At 43.6% G+C, this 20522-nt stretch carries 14 protein-coding genes, 3 rRNA genes, 1 riboswitch and 1 other annotated feature; of the genes, 6 read left to right on the top strand and 11 right to left on the bottom strand.

Going from position 1 to position 20522, the window contains the following annotated elements; translation table 11 throughout:
• The first annotated feature begins 83 nt into the window (after positions 1 to 83).
• Positions 84 to 1343, top strand: coding sequence for a BaiN/RdsA family NAD(P)/FAD-dependent oxidoreductase (locus tag MUO14_RS04260; RefSeq protein WP_244753835.1), 1260 nt, complete (start codon positions 84 to 86; stop codon positions 1341 to 1343).
• A gap of 96 nt (positions 1344 to 1439) precedes the next feature.
• Here MUO14_RS04260 and MUO14_RS04265 read toward each other — a convergent pair whose 3' ends face one another.
• Positions 1440 to 1691 carry a hypothetical protein gene (locus tag MUO14_RS04265; protein WP_244753836.1) on the bottom strand — a complete coding sequence of 84 codons (252 nt, stop codon included), beginning with the start codon at positions 1689 to 1691 and terminating at the stop codon, positions 1440 to 1442.
• 594 nt (positions 1692 to 2285) lie between these two features.
• Here MUO14_RS04265 and MUO14_RS04270 point away from each other — a divergent pair.
• Positions 2286 to 3263: a cation diffusion facilitator family transporter gene (locus MUO14_RS04270; RefSeq protein WP_244753837.1), complete on the top strand. Its 978-nt coding sequence runs from the start codon at positions 2286 to 2288 to the stop codon at positions 3261 to 3263.
• 327 nt (positions 3264 to 3590) lie between these two features.
• On the opposite strand, the gene rrf is transcribed toward MUO14_RS04270, so the two are convergent.
• The 6 genes from rrf to leuS form a co-directional block, all read right to left on the bottom strand.
• Positions 3591 to 3704: ribosomal RNA gene (gene rrf, locus MUO14_RS04275) — 5S ribosomal RNA — on the bottom strand.
• 68 nt (positions 3705 to 3772) lie between these two features.
• Positions 3773 to 6694 (bottom strand): 23S ribosomal RNA (locus MUO14_RS04280).
• 233 nt (positions 6695 to 6927) lie between these two features.
• Positions 6928 to 8495 (bottom strand): 16S ribosomal RNA (locus MUO14_RS04285).
• Together the 16S, 23S and 5S rRNA genes form the textbook arrangement of a ribosomal RNA operon.
• Positions 8496 to 8919: 424 nt before the next feature.
• The gene (locus MUO14_RS04290; RefSeq protein ID WP_244753838.1) at positions 8920 to 9255 is read right to left on the bottom strand and encodes a rhodanese-like domain-containing protein; all 336 of its coding nucleotides are present in this window, start codon (positions 9253 to 9255) and stop codon (positions 8920 to 8922) included.
• Positions 9256 to 9275: 20 nt separating this feature from the next.
• Positions 9276 to 9587 carry a rhodanese-like domain-containing protein gene (locus MUO14_RS04295; RefSeq protein ID WP_244753839.1) on the bottom strand — a complete coding sequence of 104 codons (312 nt, stop codon included), beginning with the start codon at positions 9585 to 9587 and terminating at the stop codon, positions 9276 to 9278.
• Positions 9588 to 9725: 138 nt separating this feature from the next.
• Positions 9726 to 12140, bottom strand: a complete 2415-nt coding sequence (gene leuS / locus MUO14_RS04300) for a leucine--tRNA ligase (protein WP_244755469.1) — start codon at positions 12138 to 12140, stop codon at positions 9726 to 9728.
• A gap of 187 nt (positions 12141 to 12327) precedes the next feature.
• Positions 12328 to 12542, bottom strand: a binding site (T-box leader).
• A gap of 122 nt (positions 12543 to 12664) precedes the next feature.
• Between leuS and MUO14_RS24240 the strand changes: the two genes are divergently transcribed.
• Positions 12665 to 12799 carry a hypothetical protein gene (locus tag MUO14_RS24240; protein WP_255822159.1) on the top strand — a complete coding sequence of 45 codons (135 nt, stop codon included), beginning with the start codon at positions 12665 to 12667 and terminating at the stop codon, positions 12797 to 12799.
• A gap of 42 nt (positions 12800 to 12841) precedes the next feature.
• Here the strand turns inward: MUO14_RS24240 and MUO14_RS04305 are convergent, their stop codons facing one another.
• Positions 12842 to 13711, bottom strand: a complete 870-nt coding sequence (locus MUO14_RS04305; RefSeq protein WP_244753840.1) for a WD40 repeat domain-containing protein — start codon at positions 13709 to 13711, stop codon at positions 12842 to 12844.
• A 152-nt stretch (positions 13712 to 13863) separates the two neighbouring features.
• Between MUO14_RS04305 and MUO14_RS04310 the strand changes: the two genes are divergently transcribed.
• Positions 13864 to 14397 (top strand): tRNA 5-(aminomethyl)-2-thiouridylate-methyltransferase MnmM, encoded by a 534-nt coding sequence (locus MUO14_RS04310; protein ID WP_244753841.1) that lies wholly within the window; start codon positions 13864 to 13866, stop codon positions 14395 to 14397.
• A gap of 10 nt (positions 14398 to 14407) precedes the next feature.
• On the opposite strand, the gene MUO14_RS04315 is transcribed toward MUO14_RS04310, so the two are convergent.
• Both MUO14_RS04315 and MUO14_RS04320 read right to left on the bottom strand, forming a co-directional pair.
• A complete protein-coding gene (locus tag MUO14_RS04315) occupies positions 14408 to 15484 on the bottom strand; it encodes a tetraprenyl-beta-curcumene synthase family protein (protein WP_244753842.1) in 1077 nt (358 codons plus the stop codon).
• 12 nt (positions 15485 to 15496) lie between these two features.
• Positions 15497 to 16267, bottom strand: coding sequence for an alpha/beta hydrolase (locus MUO14_RS04320; protein WP_244753843.1), 771 nt, complete (start codon positions 16265 to 16267; stop codon positions 15497 to 15499).
• Between the two features lie 70 nt (positions 16268 to 16337).
• On the opposite strand from MUO14_RS04320, the gene MUO14_RS04325 reads away from it, so the two are divergent.
• Positions 16338 to 16853 (top strand): gamma carbonic anhydrase, encoded by a 516-nt coding sequence (locus MUO14_RS04325; protein ID WP_244753844.1) that lies wholly within the window; start codon positions 16338 to 16340, stop codon positions 16851 to 16853.
• 83 nt (positions 16854 to 16936) lie between these two features.
• On the opposite strand, the gene metK is transcribed toward MUO14_RS04325, so the two are convergent.
• Positions 16937 to 18133: a methionine adenosyltransferase gene (gene metK, locus MUO14_RS04330; RefSeq protein WP_244753845.1), complete on the bottom strand. Its 1197-nt coding sequence runs from the start codon at positions 18131 to 18133 to the stop codon at positions 16937 to 16939.
• Positions 18134 to 18368: 235 nt separating this feature from the next.
• A riboswitch (SAM riboswitch) is annotated at positions 18369 to 18484 on the bottom strand.
• Positions 18485 to 18924: 440 nt separating this feature from the next.
• On the opposite strand from metK, the gene pckA reads away from it, so the two are divergent.
• Positions 18925 to 20517 carry a phosphoenolpyruvate carboxykinase (ATP) gene (gene pckA / locus MUO14_RS04335; RefSeq protein ID WP_244753846.1) on the top strand — a complete coding sequence of 531 codons (1593 nt, stop codon included), beginning with the start codon at positions 18925 to 18927 and terminating at the stop codon, positions 20515 to 20517.
• Positions 20518 to 20522: the final 5 nt, after the last annotated feature.

The raw sequence follows: 20522 nt of genomic DNA on the forward strand, positions 1-20522 counted from the left end.
GTTGTAGAGTCGAACGGATCTATTTTATCATAAATAACAAGGAAACATCTGTTTTAAGTGGTTAAAAAGAAAGGAAGAACGACATGAGCTACCAAGTAACGATCATCGGTGGAGGACCATCAGGGCTAATGGCGGCCATTGCAGCAGCTGAACAAGGGGTTACTACTTTACTTCTTGATAAGGGAAGCAAGCTTGGCACAAAGCTTGCGATATCGGGTGGCGGCCGTTGTAATGTCACGAACCGGCTGCCAGAAGATGAAGTGATTAAACATATACCAGGCAACGGAAAATTTTTGTACAGCCCTTTCTCCGTTTTCAACAACTATGACATCATTGAATTTTTTGAAGATCTAGGAGTGGGGTTAAAAGAAGAGGACCACGGCAGAATGTTTCCAGTTAGTAACAAAGCGAAAGATGTTGTCAACGCTCTTCTTTCACGGCTTAAGGAACTTAATGTCGAAATACGGACAAAAATCCCTGTTGAAGCAATACACTATGGGGAGAATGAGCATCAAATAATTTTAGAGTCCAAAGAAAAAGTCATCACTCGCTCCGTTGTTTTAGCGGTCGGCGGGAAGGCTGTTCCTCACACAGGAAGTACAGGTGATGGCTATGCCTGGGCAAAGAAAGCAGGACATACGATAACTACACTTTTCCCAACAGAAGTTCCCCTGCTATCAAAAGATTCTTTTATTCAAAATAAAGCACTCCAAGGTCTATCCTTAAGAGATGTAGACGTCTCCGTTATCAGTAAAAAAAACAAAGCAATCATTACCCATCGAATGGACATGCTATTTACACACTTCGGTTTGTCAGGGCCAGCAATTCTAAGGTGTTCACAGTATGTAGTAAAGGAATTTATGAAAGGGCATAGACCCGTTACCATAGAGATAGATTGTCTACCCGATGAACATGAGCAGAAGTTATATGAACATTTGCAAAACCAATTGAAAGAACAACCTAGGAAGTCTTTCCGTAATGTCGTTAAAGGATTGGTTCCCGAGCGATTACTTGTCTACCTATTAAAGATCAATGATGTAAATCATGAAGATAAAGCCGCAAACATCTCCAACCAGCAACTGCACAGTTTTGTCAAACACATAAAACATTTTAATGTTACTGTCCATGATTCGCAACCAATTGAAAAAGCCTTTGTCACGGGGGGCGGTGTTTCAATTAAAGAGGTTGTACCAAATACGCTGCAATCGAAACTCATGGAACGTCTTTACTTTTGTGGTGAAATTCTTGATATTCATGGTTATACAGGGGGATATAACATCACAGCTGCTATGGTTACAGGTCGAGTAGCAGGTATTCATGCAGCATATGAAGCGATGGGATAGAGGAAAATTTTGAATAACGATCTATTCAACTTTAAAGATCTTCCTTCAGTATAAAGATAAAAAGCCGAGATCCCTGATGATAGGTTTCTCGGCTTTTTACCAAATAAGAACTAAACTCATATATGTAAGTAACAAAGCTGCTGCCAAGCAAAGTACTCCATAGAACAGAGATTTTCCAGTGGCAGCTAACACACCCATAACAGCCAGAATTATAATCATACCGTTCAGACAGATGTGTTGAAACTTCGAAGCATCTTCTCCTAATGATAATAAATAAAATCCTGCTGGAATGAAGAGCAGCACAAAAGTATATTTGTTAACAAGTACGTGTGACTGTTTATCCTCCACAATACTAAACCTCCTTACTACCATTTTTCATTTTATAAAAAGTGAAACTTATTTTTAGTGTGTGTTCAAAAAGTTGACGAATGAGAAACTCGACAAAGATCGTCACCTCCCGTGACAAAGTCGACACGAGCACGTTCTTTGCGCGTCGCAAGAAGTTCGAAGTGCGACGGTTTTGAGGACCACAGCGGAGGTGAGGATCGGAAAAACCGAGCAACGAAGAAATTCGCTGTTTATCCCGTATGAACGGTCAGTAAAACTCCAAAGGTATCGTCGTGAAAATAAGAAGCTAAGCGGGGGGGTTAACTGTCCGTAAATGTCAGAATTTTAAGGAACACAGACTAAAATCGCCACGTCGTGTAAGCCTCAACGAACCATCAGTAAAAACCCTGATGGAAGTTTCACCTTATCATCTCGTAACTTTTTGAACATCCTCTATTAGTTTATCATAATCATGTAAATCTTGTTCCTGATGCTTAATGGTCTAAACGAACCGTTAAAAAAGATTCATCGGAATTCTTAAATAGGAGATTAAAATTGTACTTTTAAAGCAAAATAAAAAGGTATTGAATTAAATCAGTGAGGGTGAAAAACTTTATGGCCTTTTTAAAATTGCTTAAGAAAGGGAATAAATCATCTGGTATAGCTGCCTTGGGGAATACATTATTGGCAATTATCAAAGCGATTGCAGCTGCAGTTAGCGGTAGTGGAGCAATGTTCGCTACAGCTATCCACTCCGCAGCCGATGCCACCAACCAGGGGTTTGTCTATTTTGGTAGTGCATTAGCTGAAAAAGAACCTACAGAGCGGTTTCCAACTGGATTTGGACGCGTCGTCAACCTATTTGTACTTGTGGCTGTTACTATTATTACTATCATGGCCTATGAGACCATTTTAAAGGGATGGGGATTAATACAAGACCCTCACCCCTCATCTAACATCTGGTTGAATATTGGAGTACTAATAATAGCCATCATCATTGATGGGTATATCTTAATAAAAGTAATGAAAGAAATTGTTGTGGAGAGCCGGACAAATTCAGAAAAAGGTAATATTTTCATAAATGCATTTAAAAATGTTAGCCTCGCAGCACCGCCTACACGGCTTGTTTTTTATGAAGATATTATAGCCACAGCCGGTTCGGCAATCGCGTTAATCTTTGTTGTGTTGTCCAATCTAACAGGGTTATACTTTCTTGATGGTTTAGGTACTCTTATTATCGGCATCCTGCTAATTGGTATTGCTCTCAAAATTGGATACGAAAATACAATTGGCTTAATCGGTGTAGCTGCCCCTAAAATTGTTGAAGAACGAATAGCGAAAATTATTTTAGGTGATCAAAACGTAGTTGATATTAGTAAGCTGCGTACTCTTCAAGAAGGAAGAGATTATCATGTTGAGAGTTATATTGAGCTTAAAGAAGGACTTACGCTAGGGGAAGCGGATGATATCAAATACCAAGTTCAGGAAAAGGTAATGGAGGATCCAGGAGTTGTCGATGTGACAATAGGAATATTAGAGACTGATGATCAAAAAGACTGGCAAGTAGATAAATCAAATCCTAAGAAAAACTGATTCTTCTATTTAACGTCACGCGTAGCTGATTTGCGATGTTTTTGCTATTCATTTTATATGGGAGTAATACAGCGCAAGCAACCGGCAGACACGGCAGATGGAGTTCGGACAGGAACAGATTTATGGAAAGTTCGGTTAAGACTGGCTCGCCCTTGTACCAACACTGAACGACGTCCTGTGGGACTACTGGGCGATTGACTAGTCTTTCGTGACTTGAGCACTGGAGTTAGATGTAACTATCTTCATGTAACCTTATCCACAGTCAATTTTTTCTGGTTTCCTAATCTATAAAAAACAACCCCTTGGATAATTCCAAGGGGTTGTTTGACGTGGCCGCGTCCTACTCTCACGGGGATCGACCCGACTACCATCGGCGCTGAAGAGCTTAACTACTGTGTTCGGCATGGGAACAGGTGTGACCTCTTCGCTCTCGCCACCACATCATACGTTTATGAGGGAAACCCTCAAAACTGGATAAGACAGGCAAGACCAAACGATTCAATTTTGATATAGATAAGTCATCGATTGATTAGTATCCGTCAGCTTCACGTGTCACCACGCTTCGACCTCGGACCTATCGACCTCATCGTCTCTGAGGAATCTTACTTACTTGGCGTAAGGGGAAATCTCATCTCAAGGGGGGCTTCATGCTTAGATGCTTTCAGCACTTATCCCGTCCACACGTAGCTACCCAGCGATGCTCCTGGCGGAACAACTGGTACACCAGCGGTGTGTCCATCCCGGTCCTCTCGTACTAAGGACAGCTCCTTTCAGATTTCCAACGCCCACGACGGATAGGGACCGAACTGTCTCACGACGTTCTGAACCCAGCTCGCGTACCGCTTTAATGGGCGAACAGCCCAACCCTTGGGACCGACTACAGCCCCAGGATGCGATGAGCCGACATCGAGGTGCCAAACCTCCCCGTCGATGTGGACTCTTGGGGGAGATAAGCCTGTTATCCCCGGGGTAGCTTTTATCCGTTGAGCGACGGCCCTTCCATACGGTACCGCCGGATCACTAAGCCCGACTTTCGTCCCTGCTCGACTTGTAGGTCTCGCAGTCAAGCTCCCTTGTGCCTTTACACTCTGCGAATGATTTCCAACCATTCTGAGGGAACCTTTGGGCGCCTCCGTTACTCTTTAGGAGGCGACCGCCCCAGTCAAACTGCCCACCTGACACTGTCTCCGAACCGGATCACGGTCCTGGGTTAGAATGTCCGTACAGCCAGGGTGGTATCCCACCAGCGCCTCCACCGAAGCTAGCGCTCCGGCTTCTCAGGCTCCCACCTATCCTGTACAAGCTGTACCAACATTCAATATCAGGCTACAGTAAAGCTCCACGGGGTCTTTCCGTCCTGTCGCGGGTAATGCGCATCTTCACGCATAGTATAATTTCACCGGGTCTCTCGTTGAGACAGTGCCCAAGTCGTTGCACCTTTCGTGCGGGTCGGAACTTACCCGACAAGGAATTTCGCTACCTTAGGACCGTTATAGTTACGGCCGCCGTTTACTGGGGCTTCGGTTCAACGCTTCGCGCCAAGCGCTAACGCATCCCCTTAACCTTCCAGCACCGGGCAGGTGTCAGCCCCTATACTTCGCCTTACGGCTTCGCAGAGACCTGTGTTTTTGGTAAACAGTCGCTTGGGCCTTTTCACTGCGGCTCCTCGGCAGAGGAGCACCCCTTCTCCCGAAGTTACGGGGTCATTTTGCCGAGTTCCTTAACGAGAGTTCTCCCGCTCACCTTAGGATTCTCTCCTCGCCTACCTGTGTTGGTTTGCGGTACGGGCGCCTCTTTCCTCACTAGAGGATTTTCTTGGCAGTGTGAAATCAGGAGCTTCGGTACTCTAGTTCCCTCCCCATCACAGCTTGACGTTGCCGAGCGGATTTGCCTGTCTCGACCGTCTCACTGCTTGGACGCACACATCCAGTGGTGCGCTCTCCTTATCCTCCTGCGTCCCCCCGTCGTTCAAACGGAAAGGAGGCGGTACAGGAATATCAACCTGTTGGCCATCGCCTACGCCTTTCGGCCTCGGCTTAGGTCCCGACTAACCCTGAGAGGACGAGCCTTCCTCAGGAAACCTTGGGCTTTCGGTGAAAGAGATTCTCACTCTTTTTTCGCTACTCATACCGGCATTCTCACTTCTAAGCGCTCCACCAGTCCTTACGGTCTGACTTCGCAGCCCTTAGAACGCTCTCCTACCACTGATCCCTAAGGATCAATCCGCAGCTTCGGTGGTGTGTTTAGCCCCGGTATATTTTCGGCGCAGCGTCACTCGACCAGTGAGCTATTACGCACTCTTTCAATGATGGCTGCTTCTAAGCCAACATCCTGGTTGTCTAAGCAACGCCACATCCTTTTCCACTTAACACACACTTGGGGACCTTAGCTGGCGGTCTGGGCTGTTTCCCTTTCGACCATGAACCTTATCACCCATGGTCTGACTCCCAGAACAAAGTCGTTGGCATTCGGAGTTTGACTGAATTCGGTAACCCGGTAGGGGCCCCTCGTCCAATCAGTGCTCTACCTCCAAGACTTTCTATTCTGAGGCTAGCCCTAAAGCTATTTCGGAGAGAACCAGCTATCTCCGTGTTCGATTGGCATTTCACCCCTACCCACACCTCATCCCCGCAATTTTCAACTTGCGTGGGTTCGGGCCTCCAGTCAGTGTTACCTGACCTTCACCCTGGACATGGGTAGATCACACGGTTTCGGGTCTACGACCGCCTACTGCTTCGCCCTATTCAGACTCGCTTTCGCTGCGGCTCCGCTGCTTTAGCTTAACCTTGCAGACGGTCGTAACTCGCCGGTTCATTCTACAAAAGGCACGCCGTCACCCATCAATGGGCTCCGACTACTTGTAGGCGCACGGTTTCAGGATCTCTTTCACTCCCCTTCCGGGGTGCTTTTCACCTTTCCCTCACGGTACTGGTTCACTATCGGTTACTAGGGAGTATTTAGCCTTGGGAGATGGTCCTCCCGGATTCCGACGGAATTCCTCGTGTTCCGCCGTACTCAGGATCCACTCCGGAGAAAAGAAGATGTCGACTACAGGGCTCTTACCTGCTCTGGCTGATCGTTCCAGATCGATTCATCTATCCTCTTTTTTTGTAACTCCAAAGGAGTGTCCTACAACCCCAGAAAGCAAGCTTTCTGGTTTGGGCTGTTTCCGTTTCGCTCGCCGCTACTTGGGAAATCGCGTTTGCTTTCTCTTCCTCCGGGTAATGAGATGTTTCAGTTCCCCGGGTCTGCCTTCCCTTACCTATGTATTCAGTAAAGGATCCTGCTCCATTACGAGCAGGGGGTTCCCCCATTCGGAAATCTTCGGTGCACAGCCTACTTACGGCTTCCCAAAGCATATCGGTGTTAGTCCCGTCCTTCATCGGCTCCTAGTACCAAGGCATCCACCGTGCGCCCTTATTCACTTAACTATTGTCGTCGTGAAAAGACGTTAAAAAATTGATGTTTGATGTCTTGTCATCCCGTGTCGATCTCTATCTAAAGAGGATCGTCACGTTCTGATTATCTTATCCAGTTTTCAAGGTTCACATTGAAAGATCGTTTGATCTCTCAAAACTGAACAACCAACCAGGTACGTCTTCCGTATGCGGCAGCTTCCCGACTTTCTCGAAAGAGAAAGAGGTCGCCTTGCATATGTCCTTAGAAAGGAGGTGATCCAGCCGCACCTTCCGATACGGCTACCTTGTTACGACTTCACCCCAATCATTGGCCCCACCTTCGGCGGCTGGCTCACATAATGTGTTACCTCACCGACTTCGGGTGTTGCCAACTCTCGTGGTGTGACGGGCGGTGTGTACAAGGCCCGGGAACGTATTCACCGCGGCATGCTGATCCGCGATTACTAGCGATTCCGGCTTCATGCAGGCGAGTTGCAGCCTGCAATCCGAACTGAGAATGGTTTTATGGGATTTGCTACACCTCGCGGCTTCGCTGCCCTTTGTACCATCCATTGTAGCACGTGTGTAGCCCAGGTCATAAGGGGCATGATGATTTGACGTCATCCCCGCCTTCCTCCGGTTTGTCACCGGCAGTCACCTTAGAGTGCCCAACTGAATGCTGGCAACTAAGATTAGGGGTTGCGCTCGTTGCGGGACTTAACCCAACATCTCACGACACGAGCTGACGACAACCATGCACCACCTGTCACTTGGTCCCCGAAGGGAAAACCCTATCTCTAGGGCGATCCAAGGATGTCAAGACCTGGTAAGGTTCTTCGCGTTGCTTCGAATTAAACCACATGCTCCACCGCTTGTGCGGGCCCCGTCAATTCCTTTGAGTTTCAGCCTTGCGGCCGTACTCCCCAGGCGGAGTGCTTAATGCGTTAACTTCAGCACTAAGGGGTGGAAGCCCCCTAACACCTAGCACTCATCGTTTACGGCGTGGACTACCAGGGTATCTAATCCTGTTTGCTACCCACGCTTTCGCACCTCAGCGTCAGAAACAGACCAGAGAGTTGCCTTCGCCACTGGTGTTCCTCCACATATCTACGCATTTCACCGCTACACGTGGAATTCCACTCTCCTCTTCTGTCCTCAAGTTCCCCAGTTTCCAATGACCCTCCACGGTTGAGCCGTGGGCTTTCACATCAGACTTAAGGAACCGCCTGCGCGCGCTTTACGCCCAATAATTCCGGACAACGCTTGCCCCCTACGTATTACCGCGGCTGCTGGCACGTAGTTAGCCGGGGCTTCCTCGTTAGGTACCGTCAAGGTACCGCCCTGTTTGAACGGTACATGTTCTTCCCTAACAACAGAACTTTACGATCCGAAGACCTTCATCGTTCACGCGGCGTTGCTCCGTCAGACTTTCGTCCATTGCGGAAGATTCCCTACTGCTGCCTCCCGTAGGAGTCTGGGCCGTGTCTCAGTCCCAGTGTGGCCGATCACCCTCTCAGGTCGGCTACGCATCGTCGCCTTGGTGAGCCGTTACCTCACCAACTAGCTAATGCGCCGCGGGCCCATCTGTAAGTGATAGCTAGAAGCCATCTTTTACCTTCCTCTCATGCGAGATAAAGGATTACCCGGCATTAGCCCCGGTTTCCCGGAGTTATTCCGATCTTACAGGCAGGTTGCCCACGTGTTACTCACCCGTCCGCCGCTCATTCCACAGGCTTCACCCCCGAAGGGGATCCGCCTGCTTCCTGCGCTCGACTTGCATGTATTAGGCACGCCGCCAGCGTTCGTCCTGAGCCAGGATCAAACTCTCCATAAAAGTTAAAGTTTGACTTGCTCATTTGCACACCGAATGTGCTTGTTTGAATTCTCTCTATTTAATAGAAAGAATGATTTGACGTACTGGTTGGTTCGTTCAGTTTTCAAAGATCAAAAGATTGCTTGCCGCTTCAAAAAAAGCGACCCAATCATTATCTCATGGTGAATAAGTTAAGTCAATAACTTATTCGTGATAACGTTGCTGATAGAAAAACTATCACACTAACTCTGCGACAGTAATCAAATTCTATCATGAGAACTAAGCGAATGTCAATAGTTCGGTAGATTTTTCGAAAGTTAATTCAATTTGCCGCTTCTTGTTTTTCTAAAAAGCGATGTTCCCAACAATACGCGTTCATAATCCAAATGTCAATGATTTTTGCAAAGTAAAAACCACACCTTTAAAAAAGGCGTGGCACTTAAAGTTAGGCTGACTTTATATAATAAACTAATTTATTTCTTTTCTTGCGGATGATTTTAGCAGCGATCTTTGCCCCTCGCTTATCGTCCGTAATAAGCAAAATGTTTTTGGGGCAATCAAACTGATCCTTGAGTTCGCGCGGCAAATAGCTTAGTGGTATGTTCTCAGCTCCAGGATAGGGAGAATGGGAAGCAGAGATATAATCACGGATATCTATTACACAATAATCTCCAATCGAAACAGGATCATTTCCTAATCGAGTCAGCATTTTTTTCTCCCAAGTATCCTTCATAACGATAATCAAAACAATTACAATGCTTAAAAATAAGATGAGCTCCATGTGTTTCTACCTCTTTCACCTTAAAATACGAGCTCACCATTCCAGGAGAGCATACCGCCTTCTAGGTTTTTCACATGCTCGAATCCGTTTCCCTTTAAATATTCGGATGCGTTCATACTTCTTCTTCCAGAACGACAGACCATGACATATTCTTTATCAGGATCCAAATTGCTGACTGCTTCCGGAATATTACCTAATGGAATGTGTTTTGCTGTTGGAATGACTCCCTGCGCGACTTCTTCATCTTCCCGTACATCTATAATAGTCAAATTTGTATTTTCATCTAAACATTTTTGTAACTCATCTGGGTTTATTTCAGGAATGCTACTCATCTTATCTCCTCCTTAAACTTTTCTACCATCCATATTGTATTAAAGTTCATCTTTAAGTCAAGAATTTACGTTCACATCATTAATCATAAACAAAGAAGGCTGGTTCAACACCGAGAACCAGCCTTCTTTACATGGTATTTAATTGGCGACAATATTCACAAGTTTACCTGGGACAGCAATCACTTTTCTCACCGTCTTCCCTTCCAGCCATTCTTGAACATTGTCATTTTCTAATGCACTTTTCTCCATATCTTCTTTAGAAGCCTCTACACTCATCATCATTTTAGCACGTACTTTCCCCATTACTTGTATCACAACTTCAACTTCGTCCTCCACGAGTTTCGACTCATCAAAAGATGGCCACTCCTGGTAGCTGATCGTCTCTTCGTGACCGAGTTTCTCCCATAGTTCCTCAGCAAGGTGAGGGGCAATAGGTGAGAGCAGCTTAACAAAGCCTTCAACAAATTCTTTCGGAAGCTCGGTTGCTTTGTACCCTTCATTAATAAAGACCATCATTTGAGAAATCCCTGTATTAAAGCGTAGCTCTTGGAAGTTTTCGCTCACTTTTTGTACCGTTTCATGGTAAGTTTTCTCTAAGGTTTGATCCACACTGCTTTCTTTAATAGTTGGGGATAATTGGCCATTCACAACAAATAGTCTCCATATACGGTCCAAGAAACGTCTCGCTCCATCAAGGCCATTCGTTGACCACGCGACAGAAGCATCAAGCGGCCCCATAAACATTTCATAAAGTCTAAGAGTATCAGCGCCATGGCTATACACGATATCATCCGGGTTGACTACATTCCCTTTGGATTTACTCATTTTTTCATTACCCTCACCAAGGATCATTCCTTGGTTAAATAATTTTTGGAAAGGCTCTTTCGTAGGAACAACGCCGACATCGTAAAGTACTTTGTGCCAAAAGCGGGCGTAAAGCAAGTGTAGAACAGCGTGCTCTGCTCCCCCTATATAAACATCGACAGGAAGCCATTTCTTAAGCTTATCAAAATCAGCAAAAGTTTCGTCATTCCCTGCATCAATGTAACGAAGGTAATACCAGCAGCTGCCTGCCCACTGAGGCATTGTGTTTGTCTCTCGTCGTCCCTTCTTGCCTGTCTTCGGATCAACTACATTAACCCACTCACTAATATTGGCTAATGGCGATTCCCCAGTTCCAGAAGGTTTGATTTCCGTAGTTTTTGGAAGGGTTACTGGTAATTGATCTTCAGGAACTTCTGAGATTGTACCATCTTCCCAGTGAATAATAGGAATCGGCTCTCCCCAATAACGCTGGCGGCTAAATAACCAATCACGAAGCCGATACGTTGTTTTTTTTGTTCCATTGTTGTTGCTCTCAAGCCAGTGGATCGACTTCTTAATTGCTTCTTCCTTTCCAAGACCGTTTAAAAAGTCTGAGTTCACGTGTTTCCCATCACCTGTATAGGCTTCTTGGCCAATGTCGCCACCTTCAACGACTTCAATGATAGGAAGATCATATTTAGTAGCAAATTCATAGTCACGTTCATCATGAGCAGGAACAGCCATGATTGCACCGCTTCCGTAACTCATAAGCACATAATCCGCCACCCAGATGGGAAGTTTGTTGCCATCGATTGGGTTAATTGCATAGGCGCCCGTAAACACACCTGATTTGTTTTTAGCTAAATCAGTACGTTCCAGATCACTCTTCCTTTGCGCTTGTTCGATATACCCTTTAACAGCTTCTCTATGTTCGGCGGTTATGATTTTACCAACGAGTGGATGCTCCGGTGCAAGTACAGCGTATGTTGCTCCAAAAAGCGTGTCTGGTCTAGTTGTAAATACCTCAAAGGACATATCTTGACCAGCTATCCCAAAACTTACTTCAGCGCCTTCTGACTTTCCAATCCAGTTTCGCTGCATATCTTTTATGCTCTCCGGCCAATCCAAATCTTCTAAATCTTCTAGCAGGCGATCAGCATAGGCAGTAATCTTTAGCATCCACTGCTTCATAGGTCTGCGTTCAACAGGGTGTCCTCCACGCTCACTCTTGCCATCAATAACTTCCTCATTAGCAAGTACTGTGCCTAATGCAGGGCACCAATTAACAGCTACTTCATCAATATAAGCAAGATCTTTTTCGTAAAGCTTTAGAAAGATCCACTGTGTCCATTTGTAATAGTTCGGATCAGTTGTATTAATTTCTCGATCCCAATCATAAGAGAAGCCCAATTCCTGAATTTGCCTACGGAACGTATTAATATTATGTTTTGTAAATTCTTCAGGGTCGTTTCCTGTGTCAAGGGCATATTGTTCAGCGGGAAGTCCGAAAGCATCCCAGCCAATTGGATGCAAAACTTCATATCCTTGCATGCGTTTCATTCGTGAAACAATATCTGTCGCCGTATACCCTTCAGGGTGACCCACGTGTAACCCCGATCCTGATGGATAAGGAAACATATCTAACGCATAAAATTTCTTCTTATTGGAATCACTGTTCGTTTTGAAAGTTTTATGATCCAACCAATATGTTTGCCATTTCTTTTCAATCGTCCTATGATCAAAGGCCATAATCTTTCCTCCCTTAATTACTTTTACTGAAGATTGCCACGGTTTATAAGCGACAATCTCTTCGTTATGAAACATGTGATATGGTTCGAGGAAGCATTGCTCACGTGGCACTGCGTCTTTCCCTCCCCCTTCTCACTCTGCCAATTTTTTGAACATTTAATCTATAAAAAAGTCTCTCGTCCCAAAAGCAAGGGACGAGAGACTTTCTCCCGCGGTACCACCCAAATTAACGTTCATCACGTTCACTTGACATCGATAACGGTAATGGGACCGGAAGAAACTACTGTTAAGTTCGCTTCTTCAACATCCAAGGCGAGTTCATAAAGGTCAAGGACAGCTTTCACCACCCACTGTCTCTCTTGTGCTTGAAGCTTTATTACTAGTCCTTTTCTACGTTTAGTATATATTGGTATATTAATGAAAGGTTAAGGCTTTGTCAAGCATACAATGTTCATGTTTACAACTACCTTTAATAAGGGTAAAATTAAAATAAGAATTATACTTTCTAATGGAGGGTATTTATTGTGAAGAATCTAATTAAAAAAGCTTCCGATTATGCAAAAAAGAACCCGGAACAGACAAAACGGTACGCTAAGAAAGCATTTGATACAATTCAAAAAAAGAGAAAGTCATCCACAAATACAACACCTAAAAAATAAAGGGTAAGCCCATTCTCTATATAGAGAATGGGCTTACTTCATTTAATAATGAAACAGCCTGATCGTTTTATCTGCTGATCCGATAGCTAGTTGGTCGCAAGTCGGTGAATAATCGATACTATAATTGCCTTTAGCTGGCAGGTCCACCTCATCAACAGACAAGTCTTTTAAATTGATTCGCTTGAGCTTATAGGGCATGACTATGGATGCTTCTAGTCTTGACTGGTTGATGGCAAGTCCATAATACCCTTCATCCCCAATGGAGTATTTCTCTAAAGGATGATGTACTTCCATGTCCCAGATTATTAATTTTCCATCATATCCTATAGATATTGCAAGTTTATCCTGATCAAAAAACTTGAAGCCCATTGTTGCCTTATCATGACCTACCATTTGTTCTAACACTTCACCTGAAGGGACATCACAGCGTAGAATGGTAGGTCCTACACCACCAATTATTGCATGTGGAGCTGTCGAGGCAGTGGCGATTACACCACGATGCTGCCGGTCACCTTTAAACTTGGCGACTAACTCCCCTTCTGGCCATTCACGCACACGAAGCATATTGGACTTATTACTCGTTAATAAATATTTCTCATCGAACGTAAGGTGCATATGGCTGACCCCTGACTTTAAATCGGTCCATTTATCTGTTGGCTCTGAAGAGGAGATCTCATGTTTAAGGATTGTACCATCTCCTGAAGCTGAAAGAATCTCTTTTCCTGAGCCAATCCAAATAACACTATTTACGGTCTGCCTATGCCCCTCATAAACTTGAATACATTTTCCCGTCCCACATTCCCATAAAAACAGTTCCCCTTTGAATCCAGCCGAAAGAATATAGTTCCCCTCAGGATCAAACTTTACCTCATTCACATGTGATGAATGCTTCTTTAGCTCAATACTTTCCATCACTATCCCCTCCCTCAATAAAATCTGTCTACATAATTTCATATCGACTTAATTCATGCTACAATAATTTTTGCTACGCTAGAAACGAGTCTAGAAAAAAGAAGGTGTAAAAGATAAATCTAAAACGCGTTTTACATTTCGCACACGAATTGATGAGTGACGCATTAACACTTGGTGACACTGCAATAGATGGGACTTGTGGAAACGGCCATGATACATTATTGTTAAGCCAGCTTGTTGGGGAAAACGGTCATGTGTATGGATTTGATATCCAAGAGACAGCTATACAAAATACTAGACAGCGGCTCAAGGATAACCATGCTGATAAACAAACCACACTTGTTTTAGACAGTCATTCATCCATCGAACAACACATCCCCGATCAGCATCTTACGCGTCTCAAGGCAGCTATTTTTAACCTTGGCTATTTACCCGGAAGTGATAAATCAGTGATTACAGAAGCTGATCAAACACTTAAATCTGTTCAAACCATTCTTCATGACTTACAAAAAGAGGGTCTTATTGTACTCGTTGTATATTATGGTCATCCTGGCGGTGAAGAAGAGAAAACAGCCTTGCTTGAGTATGTAAGCAATTTGGATCAACGCCAACACAACGTTCTACAGTACGGCTTTATCAACCAGAGAAACCAGCCTCCTTTTATTATAGCTATCGAGAAGAAATAAGCCTGATAACCTACAATGGTTTACCAGGCTTTAATTTATGGTATATTTTAGTATTAAAGTAGAAGAAGGTCGCCTTCTTCCCACTCACCTTCAGTAATTCTTTCACAAAATCTTTGGCATGTTGAATATTGCTCACTTTTCTATCAGCGAGATACATTCCCACAAGGCCTTCGTGAATCATCTGATGGAAGATGGTATCTGGAAGCTTTTGAACTTCCTGGTTCGTCTGTTTAACAAAAAATACAAACCGTTGTTTCATCTGATCCCCATGATCATAGTAGGAACAGAAATTCAAGTCTCCTTCCTCTTCATCTTCCTGTTGATCAATGTAGTAGTCCAGCAAGATATGCAGACCTTGCATAAACGGAAAATAACTTTCCCCTATTTGTTGAGCTAATTGATCCGTCATCTGCCCGCTCAAGGTGTAAGAAATCAAGCAAAAAATCCCTAATGTAGAACCTGAACAAGCGGAAAATTCAAACCACTCTAGGTTCGGCCAACTTCTTTGGTAATCTTTGAACCAACTTTTCAACCTCGGTATCCGTTCTTCTTCAATGACATGCTTATGCACTTGAAGATCACTATAAAGACCACCAAGTTTATGAGTGTATTGATAGACCCCAGCATACCCCTCTGCTTCACGTAAAACCGATTGACAGGTTTGAACGAGCTCCACCAAATAACCGCCATCATTTTTGTCTTCCCGATAATAATAGTAATCTTTGATGTTATTCTCAGGAGTCAACGCATCAATCATTGCTTGATGGAGCATTCTGAAATCACTAGGATCCATAGATGTACTCCGATCACATAAATTATCTAAATAATCGCTGATCGTTTGGTAAGCGACAATAAAACGAATCGACTCTTTCCATCTCTCTCCAGCTAATAACGCATAAATGCTGCCACCTTCACAATGAAAGGTTTTAGATTCGATGCTTGCAAGAGCTTGGTTTTTTAGTTCTGAATTCGGAATTGCCTTTGCCTTATTAATCCAATGATTAAGTTCAGAGTGTACGCCGGGGAAAATATCTTTGTAGACGCGGATCATTAAATGTAATGCATTTGTGGGAACTTGACGAGCCATGGCAAGCCCTCCTTATCGCAAAGGTTTCAATAGTTGTTGCTGAATAAATTGGGTAGTAAAAGTATAAACCTGTTTCCATTCAGGTTCATTAAATAGCTCATGATATAGTCCTGGCCATTCTTTATAGGTTTTCTCATGAAGGTCGATTTTATGAAACCATTCCTTAGTCTTTCTTACATCTACCATAAGATCTTCCCCTGCCTGCATAACTAATATCGGAACCTCGGGAAACTGGTTAACCTTTAAAAAAGCTTGTCGGATCCCTTTTTGGAACTCTTTATACCAACGAATTGATACTTTCTTTAATATAAGTTGGTCATAGTGATCACGTATTCTAACGGCTTCACTTCTCGTTACATTTTCCGGATTAAACTGATTGTCCACCTTTAATGAAGGCCATAGATAATTTAAGATCTTCGAAGCTGCTTCCATAGGTTTTGATGCACCGTTTAAAATTCCCATTGCGGGGGAGGACAAAATCACACCATTTACTTTTGGTTTCAATTCTTGCATCGTGCGAATAACTGCTAAGCCACCCATACTATGTCCCAAAAGAAAAACAGGCCCTTCATCGATTTGCTTCAGCCATTCACCAATCCTTTCTATGTACTGGTCAAATGAGCGAATGTGCCCTTTTATCCCTTCTGAATTACCTTGTGCTGGCAGATCTTGACCAAATACTCGATATCCATCCGCTTCAAATTGCTTAATCAAATGATTATATCTTCCAATATGTTCGAATGCTCCATGGACGATAATTATGGAAGCTGGCACAGACCTCATACGGAAACCTCCCCACAAAAGATTTACACTTTGCTATACTGGTTATATTCATATTATAGGAGGAACCTACATGATTTGCGAATATAACGGAAGCCTTCCACAAATTGACTCTACCGTATACATAGCTGAAGACGCTGTCATTACAGGCGATGTAACGATCGGCTCTTATTCGAGTATTTGGTTTAAAACCGTCATACGAGGTGACGTAGCTCCTGTTCGAATTGGAGGAAATGTAAATATTCAAGATTTGAGCATGCTTCACCAAAGTCCTAATCAGCCGCTTATTATTGAAGACGGAGTGACTGTTGGACACCAAGTGACACTTCATTCTGCACACATAAAAAAAGATGCCCTTATTGGAATGGGATCTCTCATCTTAGACGGAGCTGAAATAGGAGAACAAGCTTTTATTGGAGCGGGGAGTCTGGTGCCTCCCGGAAAAGTGATTCCACCTCGCACACTTGCTTTTGGTCGACCCGCTAAAGTGATACGTGAATTAAATGAAGCAGACTACAAGGAGCTGGATCGTGTTCGAACAACCTACATTGAAAAAGGACAGGTCTATAAAAAACAACAGTCAAAATAAGTCGATGATTATAAAACAAAGAAAACCGTTCTTTATTAACAAGAACGGTTTTCTTTCCTAATATAGATACTTAATTTCATTTCTTATTGCAGTCGATTTTTCAACTCTTCAGCCCGGTCTGTTTTTTCCCAAGGGAACTCAATGTCCGTACGTCCAAAATGACCAAAGGCAGCAGTTTGTCGATAGATTGGACGGCGTAGATCTAGCATTTTAATAATGCCGGCTGGACGCAGATCAAACAAATCTCTAACGGCTGCAACCAGCTTCTCCTCTGGAACGTTCCCTGATCCATGTGTATCGATGGAAATCGATACAGGCTGTGCTACACCAATTGCATAGGCCACCTGTACCTCACAGGATTCAGCTAAGCCTGCTGCTACGATGTTTTTGGCAACATAACGGGCTGCATAAGCACCAGAACGGTCAACTTTCGTCGCATCTTTCCCACTGAATGCACCACCGCCATGACGGGCATATCCCCCATAAGTGTCTACAATAATCTTTCTCCCTGTTAAACCAGCATCCCCTTGTGGTCCGCCGATGACGAATCTACCTGTAGGATTAATAAAGTATTTTGTATTTTCATCAATAAGATGCGCAGGTACAACAGGCTGAATAACATGTTCCTTTAAGTCCCTTTGAATTTGCTCAAGTGTGATCTCTTCTGCATGTTGTGTTGAAATCACAATCGTATCAACACGGACGGGTTGATCCTGCTCATCATATTCAATAGTTACTTGTGTTTTACCATCAGGACGCAAGTAGGACAGAGTCCCCTCATTACGCACATCGGAGAGACGCTTCGATAATTTATGGGCAAGGGAAATCGGTAACGGCATAAGTTCATTCGTTTCATTATTTGCATAACCAAACATTAATCCCTGGTCACCGGCACCGATCGATTCAATTTCTTCATCGCTCATTTGACCTTCTCTAGATTCAAGCGCGACATCTACTCCGCCGGCAATGTCAGGAGATTGTTCATCAATTGCTGTTAAAACTGCGCACGTATCGGCATCAAATCCATATTTTGCTCTCGTATACCCAATATCTTTGATGGTTTGACGGACAATCGCAGGAATATCTACATACGTGTTTGTACTGATTTCCCCAGATACAAGTACTAGTCCAGTCGTAACTGTTGTTTCACACGCTACACGTGCGTTGGGATCATTTTTTAAAATTTCGTCCAAAATAGCATCGGAAATCTGATCACAGATCTTGTCAGGATGACCCTCTGTTACAGATTCTGATGTGAATAACCGGCGATTGGCAGGCATTCTCAAAAACTCCTCCTTCTGTTAAGTACAAAGATTAGACGGAACTCTTTACCAGTATGAGTAGAAATCGCTATGCTTCTATGATTTCATTAAATGTCGATCTTTTTCATCCATCGCACAATTCAACTTATATCTACATATGAATATGTACTAACTTTAAAATTGTGTTGGACCATTTCCCAATAAAAAGAAAAAACCCTTCCTACTTAAAGAGGAAAGGGGCTGCTTCCTTTCGCTCTTATCGTCCAAGGCATATAAGTTAATTGCCTTGCTCCAGGTTAGCACCATGCCAGTGATCTGACGGTTGCCGGGTTTCGCAGGGCCTGTCCCTCCACCGACTCTGGATAAGAGAGTATCCGTTCGAAATAATCGTACCGAAAACCACATTTAATGTCAATTAGTTTACTATGTTTTAAGAAAAGCGGAAAGGGGCGTTTAGACCTGAAACGCATAAGCAGAGCACTGCAGTGAAAAAAGAATTAAAGGATGTTCGTTTAAGTTCGGCACGTCCTGTGCCAACGCCGAACGACCCCACATCTTGTGGAGCCAAGCATAAGCAGTGAACATCATATCCACCAACTGGAAGAAGCCTCTTCTTATTTAATATGTGTTTTTCTTTGATCTTTAATTTACACCCATTATACTAAACTTTTTTTTACAAATAAAATCAAAATAAAATGAAAGCATTTTCAGAATTAGTATGGTGTATTAAGTCAAATGTGCTATACTAATATCAAATTAAAGCACCTGATGCTTTTTATTAATTTTAACATAAAGGCGGGTAGACACATATGAGTGCCATTAACCAGATGTCAGAACTAAATCAATTGTTAGCGCAGGAGCATGTCCTCCATTTGTCAGTACCACAACTTGTAGAAAAAATCCTTTCTCGCAAAGAAGGGACGTTAACCGACCGTGGGGCTGTCCTAGCTACAACGGGCACCTATACCGGTCGGTCTCCTCAGGATAAATTTATCGTGAAAGATCATATATCTGAATCGGATATAAATTGGGGGAGCACTAATCAACCCATCAGTGAGCAAACGTTTATCCATTTGTACCACAAAGTATTAGATTATTTAAAAGCACAGAATGAATTATATGTATTTAAAGGCTATGCCGGAGCAGATGACAAGTATCGACTCCCTATCCAGGTGATTAACGAATTCGCATGGCATAATCTATTTGCCCATCAAATGTTCATTCGTCCTGATAAGCAGGAGCTTTCAGGTCATGAGGCTGAATTCACAGTCGTTTCCGCACCTACTTTTAAAGCAGACCCCAAGCAGGATGGAACCAATTCAGAAGCGTTTATTATGATTTCCTTCAAGCATAGAATCGTACTGATTGGTGGAACAGAATATGCTGGGGAAATCAAGAAGTCTATTTTCTCTGTCATGAATTACTTGCTTCCTAAGAAAGATATTCTTCCTATGCACTGTTCTGCAAATATTGGCCAAGAAGGTGATGTGGCGTTGTTTTTCGGTTTATCTGGCACAGGAAAAACAACCTTATCGGCTGATCCTGCACGACGTCTTATCGGCGACGACGAACACGGCTGGTCACAATATGGCGTCGCAAATATTGAGGGTGGCTGCTACGCTAAATGCATTAATTTATCACCTGAAAAGGAGCCACAAATATTTGATGCGATCCGTTTTGGCTCTGTCTTAGAAAATGTAGTGCTTGATCCAGATTCACAAAAACCGGATTATGACAATACTAGCTTGACTGAGAATACTAGAGCAGCCTACCCGCTGCATCATATTAGTAACACAGTTGAACCAAGCATTGCCGGACATCCAAATGCGATTGTTTTCCTTACGGCAGATGCTACTGGGGTCTTGCCCCCAATAAGCAAATTGACAAAAGAACAAGCCATGTATCACTTCTTAAGTGGATACACAAGTAAACTTGCCGGCACCGAACGCGGGGTTACTTCCCCTCAAGCAACTTTCTCGGCTTGTTTCGGTTCTCCATTCTTACCATTAGCACCTTCAGTTTATGCAGAAATGCTAGGAGAGAAAATTGATCAATTTGATACAAATGTGTATTTAGTCAATACGGGGTGGACCGGAGGAGCTTACGGTGAAGGACAAAGAATGAAACTGTCTTACACCCGGTCCATGGTTCATGCAGCACTAGAGGGTGAACTTAATTCTGTGGAGACATATACAGATTCGGTGTTTGGTTTTCAAATCCCGCTCCATTGCCCTGGTGTTCCAGACGATGTTCTCATACCAAGAAAAACGTGGAACGATCCTAGTGCCTATGACAAGAAGGCACAGGAATTAGCAGCTAAATTCCACGAAAACTTTAAGCAATTTACACATGCCAGTACAGCTATTAAAGAAGCTGGACCTGCTTTTGGCAGAAATAATTAATGTTT

Source organism: Halobacillus shinanisalinarum, from assembly GCF_022919835.1.
GTDB classification, from domain to species: domain Bacteria; phylum Bacillota; class Bacilli; order Bacillales; family Halobacillaceae; genus Halobacillus_A; species Halobacillus_A shinanisalinarum.